The sequence below is a fragment of the Flavobacterium xinjiangense genome (genome assembly GCF_900142885.1).
GTDB lineage: Bacteria > Bacteroidota > Bacteroidia > Flavobacteriales > Flavobacteriaceae > Flavobacterium > Flavobacterium xinjiangense.
This window is the reverse complement of the sequence record NZ_FRCL01000013.1, coordinates 76,930-91,725: the sequence shown is the minus strand read 5'-3', so window position 1 is coordinate 91,725 and position 14,796 is coordinate 76,930. Positions and strand designations below refer to the sequence as shown.

Genomic DNA, 14,796 nt, shown 5'->3' with positions numbered 1-14,796 from the left:
ATACGGAATGTGACTGCCTCGTTCCTAGCAATTACTTTGACTACTGCAAACTATTCATATCGCAAAGCTTCAATTGGATCCAGCACGGCTGCTTTTACAGCAGGATATAGACCTGAAAATATTGCGACAAGAAAACTGGTAATAAAAGCTGCTAATATGGCGCCCCATGGAATTACAAAAACAAAATCAACGGCTGTTGCAATTCCGAAACCAATCAATATTCCAAAAATAATTCCTACTAAACCGCCTAATTGACCAATTAGCAAAGTTTCTATAAAAAATTGAACGGCAATTGTTGTTTTTTTAGCGCCCAGTGCCTTACGGACACCTATTTCACGGGTGCGTTCCGTCACGGAAACAATCATGATATTCATCAAGGCGATAGAAGACCCAAAAACGGTAATGATACCAATAAGCCAAGACGCAAGTCCAAGATATTTAGTGATTCCCAAGATTCGATTTATAAGATCATCACTGCGAACCACGCCAAAATTATTGTCTTTTACCGGACTTAATTTTCGAACACTTCGCATCGTGCTTATGGCGTTGTCAATGGCCTGATCCAGTAATTCTTTTCTGGAAACCATGACGCTCGTCGTATAATTTATATTCGGCGCCGTAAAAAGCGAACGCGCAACTTGAATAGGAATTAGAATCCTTAAATCTTGCTTATTGCCAAAAGTGGCTCCTTTTTCTTTTAAAACGCCAATGACTCTAAATCGGGCTCCTCTAATAGAAATGATTTTGTCAATTGGGTTGACATCTTTTAGTAATCCTTTTTCAAAATCAGAACCTACAACACATACGTAAGCATTATTTTGAATGTCAAATCCAGTGAAATTTCTTCCGCTACTTGTTTCCAAACCTGAATTAGTCATGAAATATTCGTCGACTCCAACAATTGCATTTTCAGGGTCGGTTTTAGCGCCTTCATACTTCACTTCGGCAGTAGTTGTAGCCGTAAAAGAAAGTGAAGTTTCGGTAAAAGGATATTTATATTTATTTTTGAAAGCAACGGCTTCCGGGTAGGAAATAACTGGATTTATGATTTTTCGTTCCTCACCACCTTGTCTTCGAGCGGTATTTTCATACTGATTTACATTAAATGTGTTGGCTCCCATAGAAGCAAAATCAGATGAAATCGTGTTTTCTAAAGCAGCAACAACAGTCAGAATTCCAACCAGTGCAGTAATTCCAATAGCAATTATCAAAACCGTAAGAATGGTTCTTAACAGCTGCGTTTTGATAGATCCTAAAGCGATCCGAATATTTTCTTTGAATAATTTTAGCATAGTTCTTATTTGACACGAAAATACAATTTTTGTTACAAATTTTCTTTTCTAAAAAACTAATTTATTTTTAGGAGCTGTTTCCGGCTTTCGTTACAATAAAGCTGTCAAAATAATTTATTTTCAATTGTCAAAAAGGAGCTTCCTTTGGTCGCTCTTTTCGCCAAGAAAACAATATTATTTCTAGCGCTTAATTTCCGCTCTAATCCGGGCTAGCGATTTGGGAAATAAAATGCGAATTTTTTTAGAAAGAAATATTTTAAAAAGTAAGATATTTGCAAGGAATTACAATTTTAGAAAATACAACCTTCGATTTTAAGGTTGATCCTTTTTTTAGATTCGTAATTCATAATTCGTAATTCGTAAATCAACAATGGCATCAAAACCGAGCATTCCAAAAGGTACAAGAGATTTTTCACCAACTGAGGTGGCAAAACGTCAATATATCATTCAGATTATAAAAAGTAATTTCGAGAAATTTGGTTTCCAACCTATAGAAACGCCTTCATTCGAAAACTCCGAAACCTTAATGGGAAAATACGGTGAAGAAGGCGATCGATTGATTTTTAAAATATTAAATTCAGGAGATTATTTGGCGAAAGCCAATGCAGCCCATTTAGAAAATAAAGACAGTACCAAACTGACATCAAGTATTTCTGAGAAAGCGTTGCGTTATGACTTAACTGTTCCCTTTGCTCGTTACGTTGTACAACACCAAAACGAAATTGAATTTCCGTTCAAAAGGTATCAAATTCAACCTGTTTGGCGCGCCGATAGACCGCAAAAAGGACGTTTCAGAGAATTTTTTCAATGCGATGCTGATGTGGTAGGTTCTAAATCGTTGTGGCAAGAAGTAGAATTAGTACAGTTATATGACACTGTTTTTACTGCTTTAGGTTTAAACGGAGTTACCATCAAAATCAACAATAGAAAAATATTATCTGGAATTGCCGAAGTAATTGGCGCCTCAGATAAATTAATTGATTTTACGGTGGCACTTGACAAACTGGACAAAATAGGCGAAGATGGTGTGAAGAAGGAAATGATGGAGAAAGGGATTTCTGAAGAGGCAATCCTAAAAGTGCAGCCGCTTTTCAGTTTTACTGGAACCATTTCTGAGAAAATAACGCAGCTTTCTGAATTGCTTTCTGAATCAGGAGAAGGAATGAAAGGAGTGGAGGAATTGCGTTTCATTTGTGAAAATGTGATGAAATTGGGATTGAATAATTCCATTTTAGATTTAGACGTTACATTAGCAAGAGGATTGAATTATTACACAGGAGCTATTTTTGAAGTGGCCCCACCAAAATCAGTTGCAATGGGTTCCATTGGTGGTGGCGGTCGATATGATGATTTGACAGGAATTTTTGGACTCAAAAATATGAGCGGTGTGGGAATATCGTTCGGATTAGACCGAATTTACTTGGTCATTGAAGAGTTGAATTTATTTCCGGAAACTGTTACAGCAACTTCTAAAGCATTATTTATTAATTATGGAGATCAAGAAGCTTTTTATGCTTTGCAAGCCATTCAGAAATTGAGAGCTTCAGGTGTAAAAGTAGAGTTATATCCAGATAATACAAAGGTGGCGAAACAATTTCAGCATGCTGACAAAAGAGGAATACCGTTTGCGGTTATAATTGGAGAGCAGGAAATGACTTCCAATTCTTATTCCCTTAAAAATCTGGTTACCGGAGAACAAGTTTCTGTTGATTTTGAAGGTTTACTAGTAGCACTTTCCTAATTTCATGACTTTATACCATAAAAAAAGCTTCGTTTAAAAACGAAGCTTTTTTTAATATAATACAATGGTGAATTAATAATTTTTTAGGGAACCTTCGTTTTTATTTTAAACTTAAAAAAAACTTACACAAATCTATGTAAACTATATCGAGATAATCATAAAATTATATTAAAATTTATAGATTAAAGATGAAATTGTTTTAAAAAGAATTTAATGAAAATTAAATGGCGTTTAATAAAAGAGTGACAATTTGACATTTTAAAAGAATTGGCAGTACTTTTGCAATCCATAGAAAAGAATAAAAAATGAAGTTTAAGAATATTTTTAAAAATATAAGTAATATGACTACTGAAAATACAGAAATCGATCAAGAAATAGACGAAGTAACATTAGAGAATAATGCGAACGGAGAACAACTTATTATTGAGGAATTAAGTGTAGAAGAGCAATTAACACAAGACTTAGCGAAGGAAAAAGATAAGTATTTGCGATTATTTGCTGAATTTGAAAATTACAAACGAAGAACTACAAAAGAGCGTATCGAGTTGTTTAAAACGGCAAACCAAGAGGTTTTATTGGCGATGCTTCCTGTTTTAGATGATTTTGACAGAGCTATGGTTGAAATAAGCAAATCTGAAGATGAACTTTTGTTGAAAGGTGTGGAACTTATTCACGAAAAATTGAAAACTACTTTAGTTTCCAAAGGATTAGAGCAAGTTGAGGTTAAGGCTGGGGATGTTTTTGATGCTGATTTTGCGGAAGCAATTACTCAAATTCCAGCTCCTAAGATGAAAGGGAAAATTGTTGATATTCTTGAAAAAGGATACAAATTGGGAGATAAAATCATTCGTTTTCCTAAAGTGGTTATAGGGCAGTAATTGAACCCTGAATTAATAATGTCTTTGATATTATGCGTAGAGACGCACTCCAGTGCATCTCTACAAAAGAAAAAATAAAAATGAAAAAAGATTTTTACGAAATATTAGGCATTTCAAAAAGTGCCGATGCTGCCGAAATTAAAAAGGGTTACAGAAAGCAAGCAATTGCGCATCATCCTGACAAAAATCCTGGAGACAAATCGGCAGAAGAAAAATTCAAATTAGCAGCCGAAGCTTATGAAGTACTAAGCGACCCTCAGAAAAAAGCCAAATACGATCAATACGGTCATCAAGCATTTGATGGTTCAGGCGGTTTTGGCGGAGGTGGTCACGGCGGAATGAATATGGATGACATATTCAGTCAGTTTGGTGATATCTTCGGAGGTGGTTTCGGAGGTTTTGGTGGCGGTGGCGGTGGCGGAGTTCGTCGCGCTAAAGGAAGCAACCTACGTATCAAAGTGAAATTGACATTAGAAGAAATCGCTAATGGTGTTGAGAAAAAAGTAAAAGTAAAACGTAAAGTTCAAGCTCCGGGTGTTTCCTATAAAACTTGTTCTACTTGTAATGGTCAAGGTCAGGTAATGAGAGTTACCAATACCATTTTGGGTAGAATGCAATCTGCTTCAACCTGTCCGACCTGCGGAGGTTCTGGCCAGATTTTAGATAGAAAACCAGCCGAAGCAGATTCACAAGGAATGATTCTTGAAGATGAAACGGTTTCAATCAAAATACCAGCGGGTGTCGTTGACGGAATGCAATTGAAAGTATCTAATAAAGGAAATGATGCTCCGGGAAATAGTATTCCGGGAGATTTAATTGTTGCCATTGAAGAACTGGAGCATGAGTTCTTGAAACGCGAAGGAGAGAATTTGCATTACGATTTATACATCAGTTTTGCTGAAGCTGTTCTTGGAATTTCTAAAGACATCGAAGCAATCAACGGTAAAGTGAGAATTAAATTGGAAGAAGGAATTCAATCCGGTAAAATTCTTAGATTAAAAGGAAAAGGTATTCCAAATATCAACGGTTATGGTAGTGGAGATTTATTAGTGCATGTGAATGTTTGGACGCCAAAAACATTAAACAAAGAACAAAAACAGTTTTTTGAAAATGCATTAACTGATGAGAATTTTATTCCAAATCCTGAAAAATCGGATAAATCATTTTTCGAGAAAGTAAAAGATATGTTTTCGTAATACAGACTTAATTTATTCTGTTTGTATTAAAATATAAAAAAACCCATCCCGGTAAAACAAGGATGGGTTTTTTATGTAACAATTATAAGTATTTCGGTACTAATTATTTACTTTTACACCAATTAAAAATTCAGCATGAGTAATATACTTGAAGTTAATAAAGTCGTGAAGCAATACGGTGATTATGTAGCGCTTAACGAGGTTTCATTAACTGTTCCTAAAGGCAGTATCTACGGACTTTTGGGTCCAAACGGAGCAGGAAAAACATCACTTATCAGAATCATAAATCAAATTACTTTACCTGACAGCGGCGAGATTATCCTTGATGGTGAAAAGCTACAGCCCAAACACGTTCAATATATTGGGTATCTTCCGGAAGAAAGAGGATTGTACAATACGATGAAAGTTGGGGAACAATGCTTGTATTTGGCTCAAATGAAAGGACTTTCAAAAGCAGAAGCCAAAGCGCAACTAGAATATTGGTTTGACAGATTAGAAATTCAAGGTTGGTGGAACAAAAAAATTCAAGAATTATCTAAAGGAATGGCTCAAAAAATTCAATTTGTTGTTTGTGTTTTACACAAGCCGAAATTGTTGATTTTTGACGAACCTTTTTCCGGTTTTGATCCTGTAAATGCGAATGTCATAAAGGATGAAATTTTGAAGTTGCGAGAAGATGGAGCTACGATAATTTTTTCGACTCACCGGATGGAAAGTGTGGAAGAATTGTGCGATCATATCGCTTTAATTCACAAATCAAATAAGTTGATTGAAGGAAAGCTAGATGATGTCAAAAGACAATTCAAAACCAATAGTTACGAAGTAGGCGTTTTATCGGATAACGTAGAAGGTTTGATGTATGATATTACACAAAAATTTACTGTTGGTCCTGCTAATTTCAAATCGCTTAACAACGAATTAAAACTAGAAATTCAATTAGGGAATGCCATGCCAAACGAGTTGTTGAATGTCCTTACACAACGTGGACAAGTAACGCATTTCGTAGAGAAAATTCCAAGTGTAAATGATATTTTCATTCAAACAGTTACAAAATAGGCTTTCAGATTATTTGACATTTCGATTTTTCGAAAAATCTAATAATCTAACAATCCAATAATCTAAATATAAATGAGCATAATTTCATTAATCATAAAAAGAGAATTTATTGCCAAAGTCCGTAATAAGTCTTTCATTGTAATGACTTTCCTGAGTCCGTTATTATTCGTTGGAATAGCGGCGTTTGTCGGGTATTTGAGTTCTATGAAAGCAGATACAAAACGAATTGCTATTCATGATGAATCGGGTTTATTTGCCAAAGAATTCACTTCGCAAAACACGAAGAAAGGGGAGTATAAATACCTCGATTTGTCTTTGATTGATTTGAAATTTCTTAAAGACAGTATCACAAATGAAAGCTACGAAGGTTTGTTATATATCCCAAAAGAAAAAAATATAAAGGATTTTGAAAGTAAGATACAGTTTATTTCGAACAACAGTCCGAGTATTTCTTTCATCGAGAATGTTCAGGATGTAATTGCGAAGAAATTGACCAAAACGAATCTGGAAAATGCACATCTTGATACTTTAGCCATAAAAAATGCCGAATCGAAAGTGAATATCAGCTTAGCAAAAGCTTCGGGAGAGGAAAGTGTAAAAGGACTCAACGAAATAAAAATAGGGATTGGCGGCGCCTTTGGATATCTCATTATGATGTTCATCATCATTTATGGAAACATGGTGATGCGCAGCGTAATAGAGGAAAAAACAAATCGAATTGTCGAAATTATCATTTCCTCTGTAAAGCCATTTCAACTGATGATGGGTAAAATCATAGGGACTTCATTGGCAGGATTATTGCAATTCTTTATTTGGGCCATTATCGGAATGTCATTAATGTTTGCCGCTTCTGTATTTTTTGGAGTAAATGTAGGACCTACAGCCAGAATTTCACCTGAATTAATGCAAAGTGCCCAACAAGAATTTGCCGGAACTGCTCAAATGTATATCAAAGAATTATGGAATTTGCCTATTGCAAGCATTCTGGTGGGATTCGTGATTTATTTCATTGGAGGCTATTTTCTTTACAGTTCATTTTATGCCGCAATTGGCGCTGCTGTTGACAATCAAACCGACTCACAACAATTCCTTTTACCTATCATTATGCCATTAATGTTGAGCGTATACATCGGTTTTTTTACGGTCATAAATGATCCACACGGGACAATTGCAATTATATTTTCTATGATTCCGCTCACGTCACCCATTGTTATGCTTATGCGAATTCCGTTTGGCGTACCTTTGTGGCAAATTGCAATATCGGTAACACTATTATTTGGTACCTTCTTTTCCGTAGTTTGGTTTGCTGCAAAAATATATCGAGTGGGAATACTTATGTATGGCAAAAAACCAACGTGGGGCGAATTGTATAAATGGTTGAAGTATTAAATCTAGGTTAATCGCTTAGCTGTTTATTCGTTTAATCGATTAAACAAATAACCGAATTAATGATTAAACAAATTATCAAAAATGAGTAAAATATTAATCATAGAAGACGAAGCCGCTATTCGAAGAGTACTTACAAAAATACTTTCCGAAGAAAATGACACCTATCAGGTTGAAGAAGCTGAAGACGGTGTTTCAGGCTATGAAAAAATAAAAAACAACGATTACGACCTCGTTTTGTGCGATATCAAAATGCCAAAAATGGATGGTGTCGAAGTTCTTGAAGCGGTCAAAAAAATCAAACCTGAAATTCCGATGGTTATGATTTCGGGTCATGGTGATATGGAAACAGCCATTAATACAATGCGTCTGGGTGCGTTTGATTACATCTCAAAACCACCAGATTTAAATCGATTGTTGAATACAGTTCGCAATGCTTTAGACAAAAAACAGCTTGTTGTAGAAAATAAAATTCTGAAGAAAAAAGTCAGTAAAAACTACGAGATGATTGGCGAAAGTGACGCCATCGATCATATCAAGCTGATGATTGAAAAAGTAGCACCAACCGAAGCTAGAGTTTTAATCACGGGACCAAACGGAACCGGAAAAGAATTGGTTGCGCATCAATTGCACGAAAAAAGCGAAAGAGCTAATTTTCCTTTAATCGAAGTGAATTGTGCCGCTATTCCTAGTGAATTGATAGAAAGCGAATTATTCGGTCACGTAAAAGGAGCGTTTACGTCAGCCGTGAAAGACCGCGCAGGGAAATTTGAAGCAGCTGATAAAGGAACCATTTTCTTGGATGAAATTGGAGATATGAGCCTTTCGGCGCAAGCCAAAGTATTGCGTGCTCTACAAGAAAGTATGATTACCAGAGTGGGTGCTGATAAAGACATCAAAGTAGATGTGCGTGTCGTTGCGGCTACCAATAAAGATTTGAAAGTCGAAATTGCCGAAGGTCGTTTCCGTGAAGATTTATACCATCGTCTCGCTGTTATCTTGATAAAAGTTCCATCGTTGAATGATAGACGGGATGATATTCCAATGTTGATTTCGCATTTTGCAGATAAAATTGCTTCCGAACAAGGGAATGCAATTAAAAAGTTTTCAAAAGAAGCTATTAATTTATTGAAAGAATACGATTGGACAGGAAATATTCGTGAATTGCGAAATGTTGTGGAACGTTTGATAATCCTTGGCGGAAGCGAAATTTCCGAAAATGATGTGAAGCTGTTCGCATCGAAATAAAATTAATTTAATGATTAAAAGATTTGGCAATAGCTTTAATCTTTTAATCTTTCAATCATAAGAAATGAAACTAAAAAAAATAAACGAAAAGTTACAAGAAGCCTTAATTGAAAACGGTTTAACCGAAGCTAATGCGATGCAAAAAGAAACATTTTCGACACTCAAAAGTGGTTCGGATTGTATTATTATTGCTCCAAAAGGTAGCGGGAAATCAACAACAATTGTGCTGAATGTGATTCAGAGATTGGCGGGTTCAAACGAAGAATCACCAAGAGCTTTGATTATTGTCGAAGACAAAGCCAAAGTATTGGAAATGGAATCGTTTTTTGAAAAATACGGAAAAGAATCTGATTTAGAAGTCTATGGTGTCCATGATAAAGGGGACATGGAGTACGATAAAAATTATATTTCCAGCGGAATTGATGTGTTGATTGGAACTCCGAATAAATTGAGCGAAATGTTTACCACAGCTGGATTTAATGTAAACCGATTGAAAATGTTTGTTTTGGATGATGCCGATCCCATTTTGAAATTGCGTCATGAAACTAAAATCATGCGCATTTCGAACAGTATCAATAAAACGCAGCGTATAATTTTTTCGGAACAATTCACAGAGCGAATAGAAATCCTTGCTGAAAAAATGCTAGTGGAACCTTTTGAATTCGATTTTGATGAGGATGATGAGGATGATGAGGATGAAGAGGAAGAAGAAGATTTTGAGGAAGAAGAAAATTTTGAACCTGAAGCAACAGATGATTTTGAGGAGCTAGAAGGAGATGAAGAAAACGGTAATAAATAATAATAAAAAATAAAGAACAAGATGGGATTAATGAAAGTGTTTTCGGGAAGTGAAATTCTAGCAATGGCTTTACAAGAAAAAATCGAAGCGATTGGTGTAGATGTAGTAGTGAAAAATAATATACAATCGGCTCGATTGGGTGGATTTGGAAATTCAGATTTAGCGGTTGAATTGTTTGTTCAGGAAACCGAGTTTGCAAAAGTAAACCCAGTTATTGAAGAATTCAGAATGAGTATTTAATTCATTCACAATAAAAGAAATAGAATGAAATATAAAATGTTGGTTTTGGACATGGATGATACTTTGTTGAACGACGATCATATCATTTCAAACGAGAATAAAGTGATGTTATCTAAGGCAAGAGAATTGGGTGTTCATATCGTTTTGGCTTCCGGAAGACCAACTCCAGCGATGACGGCATATGCCAAAGAACTACAATTGGATAATTCGTATATGATATCGTATAATGGCGCTGTTATTACAGATTTGAAGGAGGATCAAGTTATTTTTGAGCAAACGTTAACGCAAAAACAAATCCATGAATTGTATGATTACAGTTTGAAAAGTAAGACACACATTATTACTTACGTTAATGGGAAAATTGTAAGTGAAACGGATTCTGAATATATTGAAATCGAAAAGAACATCACCGGTTTAGTGCATAACAAAGTGGTGAGTTTTAAAGATGAAGTGCAGTCTTCAGCTGTCAAATGTATTTTATTAGAAGAGCCAAGTTATTTAAAAGAAGTAGAAAAAGACTTGAAAGCCGCAATGCCACATCTTAGTGTGAGTATGTCAAAGCCCTTTTTTCTTGAAGTAGCGCAAAATGGAATTGATAAAGGAGCCAGTATCAAATTTTTGGCTGAAAAACTGGACATACTTCAAAGTGAAATTATTGCTGTAGGAAATGCAGGGAATGATTTAACAATGATTGAATATGCTGGATTGGGCGTTTGGGTTGATAATGTAGATCCTGAATTGAGAGATAAAGGAGATTTTATCGTAGCGTCAAATAATGATCATGGTGTTGCAGAAGTTGTCAGGCGATTTATCTTGAATTAGAATTTTCAAATTATAATTAAAACCATTAAGAAATTAAGGTAATTTAAGAGCAGTTCTTAATAAACTTAATTTCTTAATGGTTTTTGTTTTTAGAAATTAGTTGAGTTGCAAATGCATTATCTTGTTTACGAAATAAGTTGGCACTCGACATAATCAGGCGCTAAAGTAAAAAGATCTATCTCTAACTAAGATTTTTTCTTTGGAGGTTTACAACTTTTGCAAAAATCAGGATATTCTTGTATTCTTTTAAGGATATCAGCTCGGATTTCTAAAAGTTTTTTCTCATTTTGTCCAAGGTCTGTTATTTTTGAAGCAGTTGCATGCTCATCGGTGTATTGTTTTTCAATAGTATTATAGATAACTTGTAAAAAACTGACGTCAGAAAAAGTGCCTTTTTGCATGTAAATTTCTTTTCGCAATTTTCGGGCATAGAGTTCAGATAAATCAAATTCATACTGCGCAAAATTTACTAAATAATTAGCTGTACTACTGTCAGTCGCAATAATGGATGCGGCATCACGCTTGAATATACAACTTACTTTAGAATTAAAATTTTTAGTGAACATAAACTCAACATTGCTCATTTGAAATGCAAAATCAAGACTTGAAGCAGTATGAATACTATTAATTTTTACATTCCCAATTTGCGTGGCAACAGATTGAAAATCGGAAAGTTGTAGTTGATATATACCATCCCATTCAATGGTGTTTTGGGCATTTATTTGAACTGCAACCAAAAGAAATAGAATAGTAATTATTTTTTTCATTTTTTATAGTCTAATTATTTGTGTAAAATATGCTAATATATAGAAAATTATTGATTTCGTTTTCCAGAATATTGTGCGTAAATTTGTAGACTTAAATTTTTTGACAACGATTTCATTAGTTTAAGACAAATTATGGAAAATAGAAAAAAAGTTGCTTTTTATACGCTGGGTTGCAAACTGAATTTTTCGGAAACATCAACAATTGCCCGTTCTATTCAGGACGAAGGATTTGATCGTGTAGATTTTGAAGAAGTGGCTGATATGTATGTAATCAATACCTGTTCGGTAACTGAAAATGCAGATAAACAATTCAAACAGATTGTAAAAAAGGCAATGAAGCTAAATAATAAGGCTTTTATTGCTGCGGTAGGTTGTTATGCACAATTGAAACCGGAGGAATTAGCTGCGGTTGATGGTGTTGACTTAGTTCTTGGCGCAACGGAGAAATTTAAAATTACCGATTATATAAATGATTTGTCCAAAAATGATATGGGGGAAGTTCATTCTTGTGAGATTTCGGAAGCTGATTTTTATGTGGGAAGTTACTCTATTGGTGACAGAACGCGAGCTTTCTTAAAGGTGCAAGATGGATGTGATTATAAATGTACGTATTGTACGATTCCATTAGCAAGAGGAATCTCGAGAAGTGATGAATTGGAAAATGTGTTGAAAAATGCAAAAGACATTTCAGCTCAAAATATCAAGGAAATTGTTCTTACCGGAGTCAATATTGGCGATTACGGAAAAGGAGAATTTGGAAATAAAAAACACGAACATACTTTCTTAGAATTAGTTCAGGAATTAGATAAAGTGGAAGGAATCGAAAGATTGAGAATTTCGTCTATTGAACCTAATTTGTTGAAAAATGAAACAATAGAATTTGTGTCGAAAAGCAGAACTTTTGTGCCACATTTTCACATTCCGTTGCAATCGGGAAGTAATGATATTCTGAAGCTAATGAAACGTCGCTATTTACGTGAGGTATATACCGAAAGAGTAAATAAAATACGGGAAGTAATGCCTCACGCTTGTATTGGCGTGGATGTGATTGTTGGATTTCCTGGTGAAACCGATGAGCATTTCTTGGAGACGTATAATTTCCTGAATGAAATGGATATTTCCTATTTGCATGTTTTTACGTATTCAGAACGTGATAATACAGAAGCAGCTGACATGAGCGGAGTTGTTCCTGCTAATGTTCGCGCAAAAAGAAGTAAGATGATGCGCGGTTTATCAGTTAAAAAGCGTCGTGCTTTTTACGAAAGTCAGTTGGGAACTGATAGAACCGTTTTGTTCGAAAGCGAAAATAAAGAAGGCTATATTCACGGATTTACCGAAAACTACGTGAAAGTAAAAACACCATGGAATCCAGAATTAGTCAATACGTTGCATGATATTAATTTGACTAAAATTGGTGAAGACGGAAGTGTGCGAATAGATTTTGTTACGGCTTTGGTTTAGTTTTTAAACATATAGGTATATAAGCAAAAAATTAAAAAACCATTAAGGGATTAAGTTCATTAAGTTTTACGCTTAATTTTCTCAATCCCTTAATGGTTTAAAAAACTTATATGACTTATATTGTTGAAAATTTTTATGGATTCGTAGACCAAATACTGCTGTTTTTGATAAATACTCGTCGGTTTAATTTGAGTTGTGCGATGATTAATTCGGCCATGTCTTCGGCTTGCATTACGGTTTCTGGATTTCCGTCAGTCAATTTTAATTCTTTGGCCATGTCAGTGGCAACAGTGCTTGGTGTTAATGCCGTTACGCGGATATTATGCTTGCGAACTTCCTGCATCAACGATTCCGTCAATCCTAAAACGGCAAATTTTGAAGCACTGTAGGCACTTGTTAAAGCATTTCCGCTTAATCCTGCTGTTGAAGAAATGTTAATAATATCACCTGTTTGTCTTTCGATCATATTGGGTAAAACGGCACGTGTCATATAATACGTTCCCATCAAATTTACCTGAATAATGCGTTCCCAATCCGTTGGTTCCAATTCTAAGAATTTTCCAAAAGCAGCTATTCCGGCATTGTTGATTAATATATCAATAGTTCCAAATTCAGCTAAGGCTTTTTCTACTGCACTATTTACCGAATTGATGTCAGCAACATCAGCGGTTATAGCTAATGCTTTTACTCTTAAAGAACGTACTTTTGCCGCTACGCTGTCTATTTCTTCTTGTGTACGTGCTACCAAAATTATATTTACGCCTTCTTTGGCTAAGGCCAAAGCGATTGCTTTTCCAATTCCTTTTCCTGCGCCGGTAATTAGGGCGTTTTTATTTTTTAAGTCAGTCATTTTTTAATTATTTATGCCAATAAATGGCTTAGTTTACTGTAAAAGTACCTCGTTTTAAATTTGAAATCTATTTTGGTTTTCTATTTAATCTAAATTTAACGTTATATTATTTTGGCAGAAAGAAACTTTTTTTATCTGATTGACTTTGATTTTAGATCTAATGTCAATTTGTAAATTGCTGTTTCCAAATCTTCGGTGTCTTTGTCTTCGCAGAGCAGGAATTCGATTTTTTCTTTTGAAGTGCTGAATAAAGTCAACCCTTCGAATTTATGAGTTTCCGAAATTTTTTGGGAAAATGTCAGTTCGAAAGTGTCTAATGACAACGCGCCAATGAAACTTCCCAGGACTTCTCCGTCATCATAGGTTGAGGTCGTGTTTTCGACAGCTGCCAAGAAATAGATTTTATCTTCTACGAGAATAGCATCGGTAAAAGTGGCTTCTATGTTTTGGATTTTTGGCAATGGGATTGGGGCAAAATGAATGTCATTTCCTTCTTTATCTAAAACAAAAATGCCATTTTTAGATTGTGCTCCATTTCCTCGTTGGAACAAATGCCATTTTTCATTGTGAAATAAAGCACCTTCCAAATTTAAATCATCATCCGAAATAGAAGCGGTTTGTTTTAGTTTTTCATAAATAGTGGATAAGTCTTTTTCTTCTATTGCTTTAGAAGTAAGATCGTAACTGACGCGTTTGTTTCTGTTAGGTGTGGAGCCAGAACCGAAAAGATATAATTTATTTCCTTTTTGAGTTATGGATTCAAAATCGAATTTGTCTTTTTTTGGAATGTTTTCCTGACTGTTTTCGAAGAGTTTTATTTTATGGAGTTCTTTTTCCTTGATCGAGTATTCGTAAAGGAAAGAGCTGTTATCAGAGATTATAAACAAGGAATCGTCTTTATGAATCAGTCCTGATGCTGAACCAATGCCGATGATTTGAAATAGTAATTCGAGTGTAAATTTTTCCATGATGTTTATTTTGAAAAGGAATGCCCTAGCCCTGATGGAAGCGGTATCCTTTTTCTTTTTTTCTTTAAAAAAAGAAAAAGATACAAGTGTAC

14 protein-coding genes are annotated in these 14,796 nt (G+C 34.9%); 10 read left to right on the top strand and 4 right to left on the bottom strand.

Annotated features, from left to right (window positions below):
- Positions 1 to 50 precede the first annotated feature (50 nt).
- Positions 51 to 1,292: an ABC transporter permease gene (locus tag BUC23_RS14275; RefSeq protein ID WP_073210569.1), complete on the bottom strand. Its 1,242-nt coding sequence runs from the start codon at positions 1,290 to 1,292 to the stop codon at positions 51 to 53.
- A 370-nt stretch (positions 1,293 to 1,662) separates the two neighbouring features.
- Here BUC23_RS14275 and hisS point away from each other — a divergent pair, with 370 nt between their 5' ends.
- The 9 genes from hisS to BUC23_RS14230 all read left to right on the top strand — a co-directional run bounded on the left by hisS (position 1,663) and on the right by BUC23_RS14230 (position 10,658).
- A complete protein-coding gene (gene hisS, locus BUC23_RS14270) occupies positions 1,663 to 3,033 on the top strand; it encodes a histidine--tRNA ligase (protein WP_073210567.1) in 1,371 nt (456 codons plus the stop codon).
- 305 nt (positions 3,034 to 3,338) lie between these two features.
- Complete coding sequence (locus BUC23_RS14265; RefSeq protein WP_073210565.1) at positions 3,339 to 3,911, top strand: nucleotide exchange factor GrpE; 573 nt, start codon at positions 3,339 to 3,341, stop codon at positions 3,909 to 3,911.
- An 80-nt stretch (positions 3,912 to 3,991) separates the two neighbouring features.
- Complete coding sequence (dnaJ, locus tag BUC23_RS14260) at positions 3,992 to 5,107, top strand: molecular chaperone DnaJ (RefSeq protein ID WP_073210610.1); 1,116 nt, start codon at positions 3,992 to 3,994, stop codon at positions 5,105 to 5,107.
- A 135-nt stretch (positions 5,108 to 5,242) separates the two neighbouring features.
- Positions 5,243 to 6,163 (top strand): ABC transporter ATP-binding protein, encoded by a 921-nt coding sequence (locus BUC23_RS14255; RefSeq protein WP_073210563.1) that lies wholly within the window; start codon positions 5,243 to 5,245, stop codon positions 6,161 to 6,163.
- Positions 6,164 to 6,235: 72 nt separating this feature from the next.
- Positions 6,236 to 7,552 carry an ABC transporter permease gene (locus tag BUC23_RS14250; RefSeq protein WP_073210561.1) on the top strand — a complete coding sequence of 439 codons (1,317 nt, stop codon included), beginning with the start codon at positions 6,236 to 6,238 and terminating at the stop codon, positions 7,550 to 7,552.
- Between the two features lie 81 nt (positions 7,553 to 7,633).
- Positions 7,634 to 8,797, top strand: a complete 1,164-nt coding sequence (locus BUC23_RS14245) for a sigma-54-dependent transcriptional regulator (protein WP_073210559.1) — start codon at positions 7,634 to 7,636, stop codon at positions 8,795 to 8,797.
- Positions 8,798 to 8,861: 64 nt separating this feature from the next.
- A complete protein-coding gene (locus BUC23_RS14240) occupies positions 8,862 to 9,596 on the top strand; it encodes a DEAD/DEAH box helicase (protein WP_084538359.1) in 735 nt (244 codons plus the stop codon).
- A 21-nt stretch (positions 9,597 to 9,617) separates the two neighbouring features.
- Complete coding sequence (locus BUC23_RS14235) at positions 9,618 to 9,836, top strand: DUF2007 domain-containing protein (RefSeq protein WP_073210556.1); 219 nt, start codon at positions 9,618 to 9,620, stop codon at positions 9,834 to 9,836.
- Between the two features lie 24 nt (positions 9,837 to 9,860).
- On the top strand, positions 9,861 to 10,658 hold the full coding sequence (locus tag BUC23_RS14230; RefSeq protein WP_073210554.1) for a Cof-type HAD-IIB family hydrolase: 798 nt from the start codon (positions 9,861 to 9,863) through the stop codon (positions 10,656 to 10,658).
- Between the two features lie 185 nt (positions 10,659 to 10,843).
- Here BUC23_RS14230 and BUC23_RS14225 read toward each other — a convergent pair whose 3' ends face one another.
- Positions 10,844 to 11,425, bottom strand: coding sequence for a hypothetical protein (locus BUC23_RS14225; RefSeq protein WP_073210552.1), 582 nt, complete (start codon positions 11,423 to 11,425; stop codon positions 10,844 to 10,846).
- 132 nt (positions 11,426 to 11,557) lie between these two features.
- On the opposite strand from BUC23_RS14225, the gene mtaB reads away from it, so the two are divergent.
- Positions 11,558 to 12,886: a tRNA (N(6)-L-threonylcarbamoyladenosine(37)-C(2))-methylthiotransferase MtaB gene (gene mtaB, locus BUC23_RS14220; protein ID WP_073210549.1), complete on the top strand. Its 1,329-nt coding sequence runs from the start codon at positions 11,558 to 11,560 to the stop codon at positions 12,884 to 12,886.
- Positions 12,887 to 13,019: 133 nt separating this feature from the next.
- On the opposite strand, the gene BUC23_RS14215 is transcribed toward mtaB, so the two are convergent.
- Both BUC23_RS14215 and BUC23_RS14210 read right to left on the bottom strand, forming a co-directional pair.
- Entirely contained in the window at positions 13,020 to 13,736 is a 717-nt protein-coding gene (locus BUC23_RS14215) for a 3-ketoacyl-ACP reductase (protein WP_073210547.1), read from the bottom strand.
- Between the two features lie 131 nt (positions 13,737 to 13,867).
- Positions 13,868 to 14,704: a DUF6929 family protein gene (locus BUC23_RS14210; RefSeq protein ID WP_073210545.1), complete on the bottom strand. Its 837-nt coding sequence runs from the start codon at positions 14,702 to 14,704 to the stop codon at positions 13,868 to 13,870.
- Positions 14,705 to 14,796: the final 92 nt, after the last annotated feature.